We start from the raw sequence: 15,741 nt of genomic DNA, 5'->3' as shown, positions 1-15,741 counted from the left end.
TGGCCGGTTTCTACCGTTCGTGAAGGACAACAATCGGCAAACCTGTTACCCAGAGTTAAACCCCCGGTATCTGGTACACAACCGAATCATATTTCTCCGTCATTCGCCTCTCAATGACGACTCCCCTCAAAGCTTCGGCAATACGTCGACTCGCACGGTTCTGCGTCGCAACAGGGTAGATGAAGTGCTTTGCCGCCACCCGCTTGCTAGCCCACTGAACAACCGCCCGCACCGCTTCACCACCAAAGCCCAGCCCGTGTTTATCTTCACGGATCCAGATACCTAACTCCGGTGTTTCACTGCCGGTATGGTGCAGCCCGACCAAGCCGGTAAAACGGGCACTCACCAGTTCCCTGACCGTGAACACGATGTCGCTGCCATCCGCTATCGCAGGCAGCCACTGCTCCCAGACTTGCGCGTACTCTTCTAGCGAGGCAGGCGGCTCCCAGGACATGTAGCGAGTCAGAGACGGTGTGAGACAAGGGAAAGACTCAGCAGCGTCCTGCTCGCAGAAGGGCTCAATACTAAGGCGTTGCGAGAGAATGCGGATTGGGTGGGTGTCGACTGGCATTGCAATTTCCTTCCTGGGGTCCATTACTCCATTTATGCCGTGAACATACCATGCGGGTCGCTTCATCAGTGTCAGGCTCTCTATACTGAGCCCCCAGGATGGTAGTTGGAGCACACCCTATGCCCGTCACACCCAATCAAAATTCCCCCATCACTTTGGTCCCCGCTCAACAGAGCGACTTGGATAATCTGGTAGCTATTCGAATTGAGGCCATGCGCGAAAGTCTGGAGCGTGTTGGGCGGTTTGATCCGGTCCGTGCGCGGGAGCGGTTTCTTGGCGGTTTTGAAGCTCGCTGCACACGTTACATCGAGGTATCTGGAGAGAGGGTGGGTTTCGTAGTGGTCAAACATCACCACAATGAACTCTTGCTAGACCACTTGTATGTAAGGACGAGCGCGCAAGGATCAGGGGTGGGGTCTGCTGTTCTCACGCAGATTTTCAAAGAGGCGGATGCAGCTGCGCTTCCTATTAAAGTGGGTGCTCTCAAGGAAAGCGCTTCCAATCGCTTTTATACCCGCCATGGCTTCCAGTTCATCGAAAGCAGTGAATTCGACAATTATTATGTTCGTCAGAATGTTCCGGCGATTGGCCCAGCCTGCTAGCTGGATATGATGCACCTCGACGTACGCAAGCTCTGCCTTTTCAACAGGCTCGTTTTCAGCTTGGCCAGCCGGGTTCAAGCGCTATAACGCGACCAGGCACCGGCCACCGTCCAACAGAATCAGTTCACAGTCCTGGCCCGCCTTTGGGGTGAAGCGGAAGGTTTGCTGGCAGGGTCAGCAGCAGTGATAAGGACTCTCGCTGCGCAGTTCCTCGCCACTATGGTGATAGCCGGCAGCGGCAACCAGGACCACTGCGCAAGCTATTGAAATTGAAGGGTTGCAGGCTGGATATGTGTTAGTTCCTGCAGGTTGTGAATTCGTTATTCATCCGATGTGTCAAAAACGCAACCCTTGGCTTAAAGAATTCTGGTCACCTGCCGTTATAGAGGTTGAGTCTTGCTGTCTTTTCTATACAAGACGACGCGCAAGGACAAGCGTCATAGTGATTCTCAAATTAAAGGGATATTTATGAGATTCGCTAAACTGTTCGGGGCAGCAACTCTATTCGCCTCTATGATTGCATCTGCCCAGGCAGGCATAATCGTCACCGTCAAGGTAAAGAACTCTACGACCGGTCCAGCCGCCTACACTTTCGATTACTTTTCAGGGAGTGTAGTCCCCTCCCCAAGTACGATTCTGCCGTCTGCAACGACCACATTTGCCCTGACCAGTGTGGCGGATACGGTTTATGGAGTATCACCATGGATATGTCGATTAAATCGTATCAAGCAAGTACACAGGCAAAAGTGTCTACACAAGAGAAGCCGCCTTCGTCCAACCCTGTAAATTTACCTTCAGGGGATGCCACCCCCAAGACGACGGAAACCATCACAATCTCCGATTCTGCACGGGCACTTTACGCATTAAGTAACGCTGATGACAAACAAGCCTCTATGTCCAATAGGGATTTAAAAGGACAATATGCAAAAGCTCAGAGCGATGTGTACAATTTCGGGCAGCGGATTGCTGGCGGGAATCTTAATAATGAGGATCTACTTCCTAAAACAGACGACCCTGCCCGTTTGGGGTTAGGTCAGCAGTCACTGGATTACGCAATTGGGCTTTCTAAGCGCCCCCCCGAAAAACTTCCAAACCCATTTGAAGGTATGGCCCGAAACGGGCTAAGCAATATTGTTTATGATGATTCAGGAGCCTATACGGATGCAGAACGATATGCCGCTTATGGGGAGCTTAGTAAGCAAGATGAAACCTATTTTTCCAAGTTGTACGCCAATATAACAAACGGCGGTGACAACAGTGAAATCTTCAAAGGCATCATGGACTATTTCGATGATCTTCCAGCGGTCGAGAAAGCGGCATACCCTGATGGCTTTAGGGACAGTATAAAAAGTCTTTACCAAGAGCAGTTAGGACAATCGGGGCCGCTCGCCCTGCTCAGGCAATCGACTGAAAATAACTCTGATAAATTCTCCCCGAGCTTCTTTAACAAGGAACAATCACCGGACCAGATGTTACAAGCGGTCTTGGAAAAAGCGATTGCTCTTTCGACGGTCTGACCAGTTCAAAGCAACCAATGTGTCACTGCACGGATCAATGACGAAGGTTTTTTACACACTCTGGGCCGATTCATGCCTTTCGTGAGAAGCAGAAATCGTCCCAAAGCGAACTGCTCCAAAGCCCTTCAGTCAGCCAGGAGCCGCCCGTTACTGTAATGAGTGCGGGCGTACTGAACTAAAAAACATCCATCGCTCTACAGAGCCCTGCCTTCTCAACAGTCTCGTTTTCAGGTTTCCCCGCGGGATTCAAGCGTTGCAACGCGACCAGGCACTGGCCGCTCTCCAACAGGATCAGCTCATAGTCCTCACCCACCTGCGGGGTGAAACGAAAGCTTTGCCGGCAACTATAGGAATAGCCGCCGGAGGCGTAGCCTTCACTCTGGAAGTTCATCGCGAAAGGTTTGCCCGCCGGCACTTTCAACTCGGTACGCGCCAGCGCTTGCCCTTCCACTCGGCGGTTGCTCTCGGGCATGCCCAGGCTGCGACCATTATTTTGATCGGCAAAGCCGGATTCGGACACGGCCATCACCCCGGCGCCGGGAACGCGCCAGTCGATGCAGTCGCGGCCCGGCACGCCACGCGCCATGCCATTGGTGATGATACGCAAGCGCGCGGTATCACCTGAGGCGGGTTCAACATAGGCCGTGGAGTAAGCACGGATGTTGGAAATATTGCCGCAGCCGCTCATGGCTAAGGCCAGGCCTGCGATCAGAAACGTTCTCATGAAAATCCCTTTTTTATGGTTCAACGGCAGTGATATGGACTTTCACTGCGCAGTTCTTCGCCGGCCCTGGCGTCACGAATGATCACCGTAGCCCCCGGCCTTACCGACATATACCAACTATCCGCTAAGCGCTACAGCCAGGGATATCGTCACCCCCCATGCCGCTCCACCAAAAAATCCACAAACGCCCTCACCCGCGCCGGCATCGCCGTGCCGCCCACAAACACCGCATGAATCGGCTCCACATCCCCCGGGTTATAAGCCTCCAGCAACGGTACCAGGTCGCCGCGTTCAAGATCCTGCGCCACGCTGAACGTCCCTACCCGCGCAATTCCCGCCCCCAGCTTCGCCAATTGCGCCAAGGCCTCGCCGCTGTTCCCTTCAATCGTTCCCGCCACCTTCAGCGAAAACTCCCGCCCGTCCATGCGAAACGGCCAGTCGGGAGCCGCCCGACGGAAGTTGAAGCGCAGGCAGTTGTGCTCAAGTAGATCATGCGGTGTCACCGGGGTGCCGTGCCGGGCCAGGTAGTCCGGGGAAGCGACGATGACTTGGCCGGTTGAGCCGATGTGCCGGGCGGTCAAGGGGCTGTCGGGGAGTGGGCCGAAGCGGATGGCCACGTCTGCCTGGCCGCTGAGGATGTCCACCACTTCATCGCCGAGCATCAGGTCGACCACGATGGCGGGATAGCGGGAGCTGAAGGCGGCGATCAGTGGGACGATGGTCATGCGGCCATGGGCCAGTGCTGCGCTGACTCGCAGGCGGCCGCGTGGGGTGCCCTGGTCGGTGATGGCGTCTTCGACTTCGGCCATGTCCGCGAGGATGCGCCGGGCGCCGCGCAGGTAGGCTTCGCCTTCGGCGGTGAAGGTGATGGCGCGGGTGGTGCGCAGCAGTAGCCGGGTGCCGATGCGCTGTTCGGTGCGGGTGATGATGCGGCTGATGGACGAAGGCGTCAGCCCCAGGGCGCGCGCCGCGCCGGACAGGCTGCCGTGTTCGGCGACCAGGGTGAACACTTCCATCTCGCCTGAGCGACCGCCCACGTCCATTTTTGCCTCCTGCGCAAAGGTGTAGTTCCCAATCGAGGGCTACTGCTTGAAAAGCCTGGATTGTAGCATTCGACACACAGATGAGGAGTCACCCATGCGTATCAATCCACCCCTTGTAGCGTTGTCCGTCGGTGCCTTTGGCATTGGGGTCACAGAGTTTGCACCCATGGGCATGTTGCCCGGTATTGCCGCCGATCTTGGCGTTTCCATTCCCGCCGCCGGGCTGTTGGTGAGTGCCTACGCCATGGGCGTGTTGATTGGCGCGCCGATCATGACGCTGGCGACGGCCAGGGTGCCACGCCGCTATCTGCTGATCGGGCTGATGGCGATTTTCACCCTGGGTAATTTGCTGTCGGCGCTGGCGACCAATTACCAGACCTTGATGATCGCGAGGCTAGTGACGTCGTTGAACCACGGGGCGTTCTTCGGCATTGGCGCGATCGTGGCGGCGAGTGTGGTAGCGCCGGAAAAACGCGCGGGTGCGGTCGCGGCGATGTTTCTGGGGCTGACCCTGGCCACCATCGGGGGCGTGCCGCTGGCGACCTGGTTTGGTGAGAACTTTGGCTGGCGCACGGCATTCTGGGGCATCAGCGGGCTGGGTGCGGTGGTGATGGCGGCGCTATGGTGGGCATTGCCGAATGCGCCCGCGCCGAAAGGCGGCAGCCTGATGGCGGAGATTCGTGTGCTGGGTCGCGGGCCGGTGCTGGCCGCATTGGCGCTGACGGTGGTGGGCTCCAGTGCAATGTTTACGGTATTCACTTACATCGCGCCGATTTTGCGGGATGTCACCCACGCATCGACTAACTTCGTCACTGGCATGCTCGTGCTGTTCGGTATCGGGCTGACCCTGGGCAACGTGTGGGGCGGCAAGTCTGCGGACCGCTCGGTGGACCGCACGCTCATCACATCGCTGGTGGTGCTGATCGCCGTGCTGCTGGCTTTCTCGGTGCTGATGCAATGGCCGCTGCCTGCCGCACTGTCGATCCTGCTGTGGGGCGCCGCCAGCTTTGCCCTGGTGCCGCCGTTGCAGATGCGCGTGATGGAAGCGGCTAAAGCTGCACCCAACCTGGCCTCGGCGATGAACATCGGTGCCTTCAATTTCGGCAACGCGATTGGCGCGGCAGTGGGCGGCGCGGTGATCAACGCCGGGCTCGGCTATCCGGCCATTTCCCTGGCCGGTGCGTTGATGGCAGGGCTGGGTTTGCTGATGGTGCTGGGGTTGGGCTGGCGTTCGCGGCGTAAGGGTTCAGGCACTTGCGCAGGCGTCCATTTGCCGACGATAGTGGATGAGCGCGTTTAACCGAAGAGAGTAGCCCATGACCCGCGACCCACTCGCCAGCTTCTACAAACGCTATATCGATTGTCTGAATCGCCAGGATTGGCAGCACCTGGGTGATTTTGTCCACTCCGATGTCACCTACAACGCAAGCCCGGTCGGCCTGGAGGGGTACCGGGCGATGCTGGAGCGGGACTTCCGGGAAATTCCCGACCTGGTGTTCCGCATTCAGTTGCTGGTTGCCGACCCGCCGACGGTCGCCAGTCGGCTGAACTTTCGGGTCAGCCCCAGGGGTGAATTTTTCGGGCTGCCGATCAATGGCAAGACGGTGGTGTTCGACGAGAACGTGTTCTATGAATGCGTCGACGGGAAATTCGCTCGCGTCTGGTCGGTGATTGACAAGGCCGCGATCGCCGAGCAGTTGTGACGGGAACAGGCGCCGACAAGGCGGGACCATGGTCTAGACTTCACACTCCTATCAAGTCGGGAGTCTGCAATGAACAACAAAAATACCGTCTGCCTCTGGTACAACGGCGATGCGTTGGAGGCGGCAAACTTCTACGCCCAATCGTTTCCGAATAGCGAGGTGAAGGCGGTGCACCTTGCACCCGGCGACTACCCAGCCGGCAAACAAGGCGATGTACTGACGGTGGATTTCACGGTTCTGGGGACCCCCTGCGTAGGCCTCAATGGCGGCCCGATGTTCAAGCACAGTGAAGCGTTTTCCTTTCAGGTGTCGACGGATGACCAGGAGGAAACTGACCGGTTGTGGCATGCCATCATCGACAACGGTGGGCAGGCAAGCGCCTGCGGTTGGTGCAAGGACAAGTGGGGGTTGTCGTGGCAGATCTCGCCGCGGGTGCTGGTTGATGCGGTCACCAGTAAAGACCCGGGCGTCGCCAGGCGTGCGTTCGAGGCGATGATGACCATGACCAGAATTGACATTGCCGCCATCGAAGCGGCCATTGCCAGGCGCTGATTTTTGTGGGAGCGCACGAGCTTTAGCGAGGTCGCGATTGCGGTGGGTCAGGAACATAGATGCCAGCGGTGCCGCCGCCATCGCGGCATCGCCAAGGCTCGGGCGCTCCCACAGTTGATCTGCATCGCAATCGCGATTTTGCGCTGCCCCATCGCCCATGCGCCAAAAAAAGTCATGCATCGGACCGCCCGGTTGCGGGCCTGGCGATAGCGGCCTATGTTTCAAGCCATGCTGTGATTTGCTGTGCCCCGCCCTGTGCCCATCCCGCAACCCAGGTGACGACATGCCTACCCTCTCCCGCCCCGCCGTACTTGAACTGATTGGTAACACGCCGCTGGTCAAGGTCAGCCGCTTCGACACCGGCCCCTGTACGCTGTTTCTCAAGCTTGAATCGCAAAACCCCGGTGGTTCCATCAAGGACCGTATCGGCCTGGCCATGATCGACGCCGCCGAGCGCGACGGCCGCCTGCTCCCTGGCGGCACCATTATCGAAGCCACCGCCGGCAACACCGGCCTGGGCCTGGCGCTGGTCGGTCGGGCCAAGGGCTATCGGGTGGTGCTGGTGGTGCCGGACAAAATGTCCACGGAAAAAGTGCTGCACCTCAAGGCCATGGGCGCCGAGGTGCATATCACCCGCTCCGACGTGGGCAAGGGCCATCCCGAGTATTACCAGGACGTGGCCGCGCGCCTGGCCAAGGATATTCCGGGCTCGTTCTTTGCCGACCAGTTCAACAACCCCGCCAACCCGCTGGCCCATGAAACCAGCACCGCACCGGAGATCTGGGCGCAGACCCAGCATGATGTCGATGCGATTGTGGTGGGCGTCGGCTCGGCCGGCACCCTCACCGGCCTGACCCGCTTTTTCAAGCGCGTGCAGCCCGAACTGGCCATGGTGCTCGCCGACCCGGTGGGTTCGGTGATGGCCGAGTACAGCCGCAGCTGTCGGCTTGAAACTCCTGGTTCCTGGGCCGTGGAAGGCATCGGTGAGGATTTCATTCCGTCGATTGCCGACCTGTCCAGCGTGCGCCACGCCTACTCCATCAGCGATGAAGAAAGCTTCGACCATGCCCGCCAACTGCTCAAGGCCGAAGGCATTCTTGGCGGCTCTTCCACCGGTACCCTGCTCGCCGCCGCGCTGCGCTATTGCCGCGAGCAAACCGAGCCCAAGCGCGTGGTGACGTTCGTGTGCGACACCGGCACGCGCTACCTGTCCAAGGTCTACAACGACCAATGGATGAACGACGCCGGGCTGTTGCAGTACAAGCACTACGGCGACCTGCGCGACCTGATCGCCCGCCGTTTCGAAGATGGCCGGGTGATCAGCGTCAGCCCCGACGACACCCTGCTCACCGCCTTCCAGCGCATGCGCCTGGCGGATGTCTCGCAACTGCCGGTATTGATCGACGGCAAGCAACTGGCGGGCGTTATCGATGAATCCGACCTGCTGCTGGGCCTGCATCAGGACGCCACGCACTTTTCCATGAGCGTGGCCAGCGCCATGACCCGCACCCCGCACACCCTGGCCCCCGGCGCCAGCCTGGCCGAACTGCAGGCGGAACTGGATCGCGGCCTGGTCGCAATCATTGCCGACGCCTCGGGCTTCCATGGCCTGATCACCCGCGTCGACCTGCTCAACCATTTACGGAGATCCCTTGCATGAGCCAGTCCGATAAAAGCGCGTTTGCCACCCGTGTGATCCATGCCGGACAGTCCCCCGACCCGACCACGGGCGCGCTGATGCCGCCGATCTATGCCAACTCCACCTACCTGCAAGACAGCCCTGGCGTGCACAAAGGCTTTGACTACGGGCGCTCCCACAACCCCACGCGCTTTGCGCTGGAGCGTTGCGTGGCCGACCTTGAAGGCGGCACTCAGGCCTTCGCGTTTGCCTCCGGGCTGGCGACGATTTCCACGGTGCTGGAGTTGCTTGATGCCGGTGCGCATATCGTCTCCGGCAATGACCTGTATGGCGGCACCTTCCGCCTGTTCGACAAGGTGCGCCAGCGCAGTGCCGGGCACCGGTTCAGCTACGTAGACTTGAGTGACGTGTCGGCCTTCGAAGCGGCGCTGCAAGACGACACGCGCATGGTCTGGGTCGAAACGCCGAGCAACCCGCTGCTCAGCCTCACCGACCTCAGCGCCATTGCCCGCGTGTGCCGTGCGCGCGGCATTCTGTGTGTGGCCGACAACACCTTCGCCAGCCCGTGGATCCAGCGCCCACTAGAGCTGGGGTGCGATATAGTCGTGCACTCCACCACCAAGTACCTGAACGGCCACTCGGATGTGATCGGCGGCATCGCCGTTGTTGGCGACAACCCGGAATTGGCCGAACGCCTGGGCTTTCTGCAAAATTCGGTGGGCGCCATCGCCGGGCCCTTCGATGCATTCCTGACCCTGCGCGGCGTGAAAACCCTGGCCCTGCGCATGGAGCGCCATTGCAGCAACGCGCTGGAACTGGCGACCTGGCTGGAACAGCAGCCGCAGGTGGCGCGGGTGTACTACCCAGGCCTTGAATCCCACCCGCAGCACGAGTTGGCCAAACGGCAGATGCGCGGGTTTGGCGGGATGATTTCGGTGGACCTGAACAGCGACCTGGCGGGCGCCACACGCTTTCTGGAAAACGTAAAAATCTTCGCCCTGGCCGAGAGCCTGGGTGGCGTGGAAAGCCTGATCGAACACCCGGCGATCATGACCCACGCGAGCATCCCGGCGGCAACGCGGGCGCAGTTGGGGATTGGGGATGGGTTGGTGCGCTTGTCGGTGGGGGTTGAAGATGTAGAGGATTTGCGCGCAGATCTGGCCCAGGCCCTGGCACACATCTAACCTCAAACACCAATCAAACTGTGGGAGGGGGCTTGCCCCCGATGGCGGTGTATCAGCCAGCTTATTGGCCACTGACCCACCGCTATCGGGGGCAAGCCCCCTCCCACACTGGTTGTGCTAATCGGCCCGAGGTTAGGCGGCGCGGGCAGATCTGGCCCCAGGCCCTGGTACACATCTAAAGTCAGAAATCGATCAAATGTGGGAGGGGGCTTGCCCCCGATGACGGTGTATCAGCCAGCTTATTGGCAACTGACCCACCGCTATCGGGGGCAAGCCCCCTCCCACATTGGTTGTGCTAATCAGGCCTGGGTGATGTTGGCCCGCGCGCTGTGCAGCTTCTTGTAGCTGTCGATCAGGCGCAAATGCCGGTCCAGCCCTTCCAGCTTCGTGCTGGTCGGTGTCAGCCCGTAGAAGCGCACACTGCCCTCGACCGAGCCGATCACTGCGTCCATGCGCTCATTGCCGAACATGCGCCGGAAGTTGGCTTCGTAGTCGGCCAGCTCCAGGTCGTCGTCCAGTTCCATTTCCAGCACCGCATTCATCGCCTGGTAGAACAGCCCACGCTCGACGGTGTTGTCGTTGTACTGCAGGAACATTTCCACGCATTCCTTGGCCTCTTCATACTGCTTCAAGGCCAGGAAGATCAGCAGTTTCAGTTCCAGAATGGTCAGTTGCCCCCACGCGGTGTTGTCGTCGAACTCGATGCCGATCAGGGTGGTGATATCGGTGTAGTCGTCCAGCTCGCTTTCGATCAGGCGCTCGACCAAGGCCTGCAACGCGCCCTCATCAAGGCGGTGCAGGTTGAGGATGTCTTCGCGGAAGAACAGCGCCTTGTTGGTGTTGTCCCAGATCAGGTCGTCCACCGGGTAGATTTCCGAATAGTCCGGCACCAGGATGCGGCAGGCCGTGGCGCCCAAGTGTTGGTAAACCGCCATGTACGACTCTTTGCCCATGCCTTCCAGGATGCCGAACAGCGTCGCGGCTTCCTGGACATTGGAGTCTTCGCCGTGGCCGGAGAAGTCCCACTCGACGAATTCGTAGTCCGACCGGGCGCTGAAGAAGCGCCACGACACCACACCGCTGGAGTCGATAAAGTGCTCGACGAAGTTGTTCGGCTCGGTGACCGCCTGGCCTTCGAAGGTCGGCTGCGGCAAGTCGTTCAGGCCTTCGAAGCTGCGGCCTTGCAGCAGTTCGGTGAGGCTGCGCTCGAGCGCCACTTCAAAGCTTGGGTGCGCGCCGAACGAGGCGAATACACCGCCGGTGCGCGGGTTCATCAGGGTCACGCACATCACCGGGAATTCACCGCCCAGGGACGCATCCTTGACCAGCACCGGGAAGCCCTGGGCCTCCAGGCCCTCGATACCGGCGAGGATGCCAGGGTATTTGGCCAACACGTCGGCGGGTACGTCCGGCAGGGCAAATTCGCCTTCGATGATTTCGCGCTTCACCGCCCGCTCGAAAATCTCCGACAGGCACTGCACCTGGGCTTCGGCCAAGGTGTTGCCGGCGCTCATGCCGTTGCTCAGGTAGAGGTTTTCGATCAGGTTGGAGGGGAAATACACCACCTCGCCATCGGACTGACGCACAAACGGCAGCGAGACAATGCCCCGCGCTTCGTTACCCGAGTTGGTGTCGAACAGGTGCGAACCGCGCAGCTCGCCTTCGCGGTCGTAGACCTTGCGGCAGTAGGCGTCGAGGATCTCACTCGGCAGCTCGTCGTTCGGACCCGGCTGGAACCAGCGCTCATCCGGGTAATGCACGAACGGTGCATTGGCCAGCTCTTCGCCCCAGAACTGATCGTTGTAGAAGAAGTTGCAGTTGAGCCGCTCGATAAACTCGCCCAGTGCCGACGCCAGCGCGCCCTCCTTCGTCGCGCCCTTGCCGTTGGTAAAACACATCGGCGAGTGGGCATCGCGCACATGCAGCGACCAGACGTTGGGCACGATGTTGCGCCACGAGGCGATCTCGATCTTCATGCCCAGGCCCGCCAGGATCGCCGACATATTGGCGATGGTCTGCTCCAGCGGCAGGTCCTTGCCTGCGATGTAGGTGCCCGCCTCCGACGTCGAGTTGGGCATCAACAGCGCCTGGGCGTCGGCGTCGAGGTTGTCCACTTGCTCGATCACAAACTCAGGCCCGGCCTGCACTACTTTTTTCACGGTGCAACGGTCGATGGAACGCAGGATGCCTTGACGGTCCTTGTCGGAAATGTCCGCCGGCAGCTCGACCTGGATCTTGAAGATCTGGTTGTAGCGGTTTTCCGGGTCGACGATGTTGTTCTGCGACAGGCGAATATTGTCCGTGGGGATATTGCGCGTGGCGCAGTACAGCTTCACGAAGTACGCCGCGCACAACGCCGACGAAGCCAGGAAGTAATCGAATGGCCCCGGCGCCGAACCGTCGCCCTTGTAGCGAATCGGCTGGTCGGCAATCACCGTGAAATCATCGAACTTGGCTTCAAGCCGAAGGTTGTCGAGAAAGTTGACCTTAATTTCCATGCGGGCACACCAGAATAACGGGCTAAACAAAATGGCCGCCATTATGAAGATTTTCGCCGGGAAGTCGCAGGGTTTTGCGCGTGGGCTGCTGATCGGTAGCGCTATGCCAACAGCCTGCGGCCGCTGGCATAGCGTTGCGCGAGACTAGGGCTGGCTTGAGCTCAGGCGTTGCGCCAGGCTCTTGCGGTTGATCGCCAGCTCGCTGCTGACGTCCGGCCCGTGGTAGACCATGGACGTTTCATGGTGCACAAAATCGCCCGAGCGTGCAGCGCTCAGCCAGTTGAATGAACCGACACACAGCAGTTCCTCATCGGCCATTACCAGCTTGCTGTGTACCTTGTTGACCACGTGCACCTGCACGGCATGGTTTTTCAGCGCTGCGATTGCATCCTGAAAGTAAGCGGCCTTGGCCGGCTTGCCTTCGGTGTTGAAGCGCAGGTCAGTGTAGACCGTCACCGGCACGCCTCGCTGCACGGTGTCGCCCATCGCGTCCAAGGCACCGCTTTCGCGCATCCCGCGCAACTTGACCCACGGCGTGACAATCTGCACCTGCTGACGCGCAGTTTCCAGGGTTCGCAACAGGAACCGATCATGCTCGGCAAACTCATGCAGGTGGCTCAAGCCGGTGCGCACCGTGAGCAAATCCGCCCGGGGTTGGAAGTCGAACGTGAGCTCATTTTCCGGGCTGTTCAGCAGGTACTGCGCCAGACGTCCACGGGGTTTGCTGACGGGTATCTGGCTGAACAGGTCCATGTCGCCGAACACCAGGAAACTGTCTTTGGCGCGGGAAACGGCCACGTTCAACATGCTGTCGCGGCGGTCGATAAAAGGACCGTCGGCATGCTTGGAGTACACAGCGGAAAAAATCACCACTGGCCGTTCGGCGCCCTGGAAGGAGTGCACGGTGCCCACTGTGAGTTCGCCGTCGCCTTTGCCGGTACGAATACCCAGCGCGCTGCACGCGTCAGTAATGGCCTGGGTCTGGGCACCAAATGGGGTAATCACCCCGAGGATTTCCCAGAGTTCCTTGCCGTAGCGCTCAGTGAGTGGCTGTTCATGGGCCTTGATCCAGGCGGCGATGGTCTGGGCTTCCAGCAGGTTATGGCGGCTGCCGCCCTGCTTTTGCTGACAGATCCCGTCGATATGCAGGTACCCCAGCCCCGGCAGCCCGCCGTCGGGTTTGGCGCCGCGCCGTGGTTGCAGCTTGCCCTTGTAGCAGAGCGCGTTGCAGTAATCGATGATCGAGTCATAACACCGGCGGTGTTCGTACAGGTAAAGGCCGCGCGCCAGGTCGCGGTCGTAGTGATAGCGGCTGGTGGACTGTGCAATCGCCATGACGCTGCCACTGGCGGCGCTGCGTCCACTGTCACAAAAGGCCTCGTACTCATCGTCCACGCGGCTGCGCGACAGCAGGCCGGTGGCGAGCAGATTGCCGATATCCACCGCCGGCGGCACCGACCAGATGGGCTCGATCTGCTGCGTGTCGCCAATCACCAGCGCTTGCCGCGCGAGGGCGAACGACGGCGCCGCCACCTCGGGCAGCACCTGGCCGGCTTCGTCTACGATCAGCAGGTCGATGAAATTCAGCGCGTAATCGTCGACATAACCATTGCCGTCATGGCGCTTGCACGACAGCTCTGCGGGCAGCCGGTAGAACGTCGCGACGACGCAAGGCGTGAGCTTCATCCAGCGGCGCCAGTTTTTTTCCAACGTCTTGCGCCCGGTTTTGTTGCGGCTCTTGAGAATCAGCGGCAGCTCGTCGATGACTTCCAACAGCCACCGCCCTTCCCAGTAATGCGTGGTCAGCAGGAAGGTCTCGAAGCGCAACGAGGTGTCCGCCCAGCGATCGCAGTCTTCCAGGGTCACCTGGGCGGCGGGCTTGCCGGCCGCCTGGGGTAACCGGCCAATCACCGCCTGCCAGTTCAACAGTTCACGCTGTTCGCCGCGCAGCAGTTGCTCCACACGCTCACGCTGGGTTTCGAGGGTTTTCAGGCTTTGTGCGTGATGCGCCACGGCGGCCGTCAACCGGCGCTCGATGTCATGCACATCGGTGGCCTCCTGCAGCTGTGCGTCAGCCTCATCGATGTGCAGTTTGGCCAGGCGCAGGCGCTTGGCGGCAATCGGGCCGAACCAACCGAACAGCGTATACACCAGCGACTCATGGGCCAGGTAATGCCTGAAATCTTTCAGACGTGCCTTGGCATTGGTCAGCCGCTCCGAATGTGCCCGCAGTTGAGCGTCAAGACCCGCAATCGCCGCCTGTGGATCATCGCCAAGCACGGCCTTGAGGGCGTCGCGCGCCACCCGCAATCTGGCCCATCCCTGCTCGATATCACTCAGTTGCTGCAGGCGCAGGCGAATCCTGGCCTGAAGCGCGTCTACGGTGTTTTTGAGCGTGGGCTGTGACTGTCCCGGAAAAGCGATGGCGGCGCGCGCCAGATAAGCCTGCTGCGCTTTATCGACGTAGGCCTGCGTCTCCAGCGCCAGGTAAAAGCTCTTGGTCTGGTAGGTGCGGGCCATCTCCGCTTCCGCCGAGGCCGTCGGAAAGTAGGCGCCAAAGCTGCTGATATCGGGAAGCCAGCGCCCTGCAAAGGGGCCAGTGCCTTCGGAGAAGTCCTTACCGAACGCCTTGATGATGTTGGTGACCGCCTGGTTGTTCGTCGAACTGGCGACAATCACCGGCGGCTCGCCGCCCTCGGCGGCGGCCCTGGCCCAGAGCGACGCGACCACGGACAACAGCAGCGTGGTCTTGCCGGTGCCCGGCGGCCCGTTGACCGCGAGGATATCCCCGGTGTTACCCACCAGCAGGTGCGCGAGACTGTCGCGTTGGGCCGGCGCCAGCGCGTATTCGTCACCGGCATGCCCGCCTCGTCCGGCGAACAGGCCATTGGCCGGCAGGCAGGGTTCATCGGGCGTGGATTCGCGTTGTGCAAAGCGCTCGAACAAAGGCGCCTCGGGTTTGGCGAGGCGCAGGTGATCGTATAGCGCAACGATATTGCGACTGAAACCGTCCGCCTTCTGCTCCTTGAACACGTAGCAATAGCTGGCCGGATCGAAACCGTCGTCCGCGCCATTCCAGGCGTTGCACACCGTTTGGAACATCGTCTTGCAGTAGCGCAGGTAGGTGAGCCATTTGTCGCGATATTCGTCCGGCTGCACCTCTGTGCCGGGGGCCGGCACTTCGAATCGGGGTGCGTCTTGCGCGGTTAAAAACCTGTCCAGGTCAGGTTGAGCGCCGATGGTGAAATTGTCGCGGTCCAACGGTTCCAGGATGTCGCGGGGTACCAGCGTGGGACCGGTCGGATAGATCAGCCCGTCGCGGGTGACCGACACTCGACAAATGATCGGTGTGATAAAGGCCGGCAGCCCTCTGCGCGCCATGCGGTGTTCCTGGCGCGAGGCATACACAAACGGGCGCAGCGTGATATCCACGTGGAGCCGTTGCGCCGGTTCGTCGGCGAACAGGAGTTCCACCTGCTCAGCCGGCAGACAACCGGCGGCCAGGGCGGCCAAAGGTATGACCGCGTAGGTTTTGACATGGCTGGGGGACAAGGCACCGTTGCCGTTTTCCGCGTCGGCCAACGAGTTTCGCCAGTAGTTGGCAAGCTTCAGAGAGTAGTCGTTCATCGTCCTGATTCGGTGCAGACCGTGACTCACTGTTACGGTCGGTGGTTGGGGAGGTCAAACCCGAGGGTAGCGGTTCCGTGT

Annotated in this window: 12 protein-coding genes; 7 read left to right on the top strand and 5 right to left on the bottom strand. The window is 60.3% G+C overall.

The window, feature by feature from the left end:
* Positions 1-55: 55 nt before the first annotated feature.
* Positions 56-571, bottom strand: coding sequence for a GNAT family N-acetyltransferase (locus tag BFP96_RS18550; protein ID WP_065936065.1), 516 nt, complete (start codon positions 569-571; stop codon positions 56-58).
* Positions 572-690: 119 nt separating this feature from the next.
* Between BFP96_RS18550 and BFP96_RS18545 the strand changes: the two genes are divergently transcribed.
* The gene (locus BFP96_RS18545) at positions 691-1,173 is read left to right on the top strand and encodes a GNAT family N-acetyltransferase (protein ID WP_065936064.1); all 483 of its coding nucleotides are present in this window, start codon (positions 691-693) and stop codon (positions 1,171-1,173) included.
* A gap of 701 nt (positions 1,174-1,874) precedes the next feature.
* On the top strand, positions 1,875-2,690 hold the full coding sequence (locus tag BFP96_RS18540; RefSeq protein WP_065936785.1) for a hypothetical protein: 816 nt from the start codon (positions 1,875-1,877) through the stop codon (positions 2,688-2,690).
* Positions 2,691-2,865: 175 nt separating this feature from the next.
* On the opposite strand, the gene BFP96_RS18535 is transcribed toward BFP96_RS18540, so the two are convergent.
* Both BFP96_RS18535 and BFP96_RS18530 read right to left on the bottom strand, forming a co-directional pair.
* On the bottom strand, positions 2,866-3,414 hold the full coding sequence (locus BFP96_RS18535) for a hypothetical protein (protein WP_065936784.1): 549 nt from the start codon (positions 3,412-3,414) through the stop codon (positions 2,866-2,868).
* Between the two features lie 149 nt (positions 3,415-3,563).
* The gene (locus BFP96_RS18530) at positions 3,564-4,457 is read right to left on the bottom strand and encodes a LysR family transcriptional regulator (RefSeq protein ID WP_065936783.1); all 894 of its coding nucleotides are present in this window, start codon (positions 4,455-4,457) and stop codon (positions 3,564-3,566) included.
* Between the two features lie 94 nt (positions 4,458-4,551).
* Between BFP96_RS18530 and BFP96_RS18525 the strand changes: the two genes are divergently transcribed.
* The 5 genes from BFP96_RS18525 to BFP96_RS18505 all read left to right on the top strand — a co-directional run bounded on the left by BFP96_RS18525 (position 4,552) and on the right by BFP96_RS18505 (position 9,535).
* Complete coding sequence (locus tag BFP96_RS18525) at positions 4,552-5,757, top strand: MFS transporter (protein WP_065936782.1); 1,206 nt, start codon at positions 4,552-4,554, stop codon at positions 5,755-5,757.
* Between the two features lie 16 nt (positions 5,758-5,773).
* A complete protein-coding gene (locus BFP96_RS18520) occupies positions 5,774-6,160 on the top strand; it encodes an ester cyclase (RefSeq protein ID WP_065896833.1) in 387 nt (128 codons plus the stop codon).
* A gap of 69 nt (positions 6,161-6,229) precedes the next feature.
* On the top strand, positions 6,230-6,712 hold the full coding sequence (locus BFP96_RS18515) for a VOC family protein (RefSeq protein ID WP_065896832.1): 483 nt from the start codon (positions 6,230-6,232) through the stop codon (positions 6,710-6,712).
* A gap of 283 nt (positions 6,713-6,995) precedes the next feature.
* Positions 6,996-8,372, top strand: coding sequence for a pyridoxal-phosphate dependent enzyme (locus tag BFP96_RS18510; protein ID WP_065936781.1), 1,377 nt, complete (start codon positions 6,996-6,998; stop codon positions 8,370-8,372).
* Positions 8,369-9,535, top strand: coding sequence for a cystathionine gamma-synthase (locus BFP96_RS18505; RefSeq protein ID WP_065936780.1), 1,167 nt, complete (start codon positions 8,369-8,371; stop codon positions 9,533-9,535). Before BFP96_RS18510 ends, BFP96_RS18505 begins: the two co-directional genes overlap by 4 nt.
* 299 nt (positions 9,536-9,834) lie before the next feature.
* Here BFP96_RS18505 and BFP96_RS18500 read toward each other — a convergent pair whose 3' ends face one another.
* Together BFP96_RS18500 and BFP96_RS18495 are read right to left on the bottom strand one after the other, a co-directional pair.
* Complete coding sequence (locus tag BFP96_RS18500) at positions 9,835-12,033, bottom strand: OsmC domain/YcaO domain-containing protein (RefSeq protein WP_065936779.1); 2,199 nt, start codon at positions 12,031-12,033, stop codon at positions 9,835-9,837.
* 144 nt (positions 12,034-12,177) lie between these two features.
* Complete coding sequence (locus BFP96_RS18495) at positions 12,178-15,660, bottom strand: AAA domain-containing protein (RefSeq protein WP_065936778.1); 3,483 nt, start codon at positions 15,658-15,660, stop codon at positions 12,178-12,180.
* Between the last annotated feature and the right edge of the window lie 81 nt (positions 15,661-15,741).

The organism is Pseudomonas sp. 34 E 7, assembly GCF_900005715.1.
In the GTDB taxonomy this organism is placed as follows: Bacteria; Pseudomonadota; Gammaproteobacteria; order Pseudomonadales; family Pseudomonadaceae; genus Aquipseudomonas; species Aquipseudomonas orientalis_A.
This window is presented reverse-complemented; position numbering and strand designations above follow the sequence as displayed.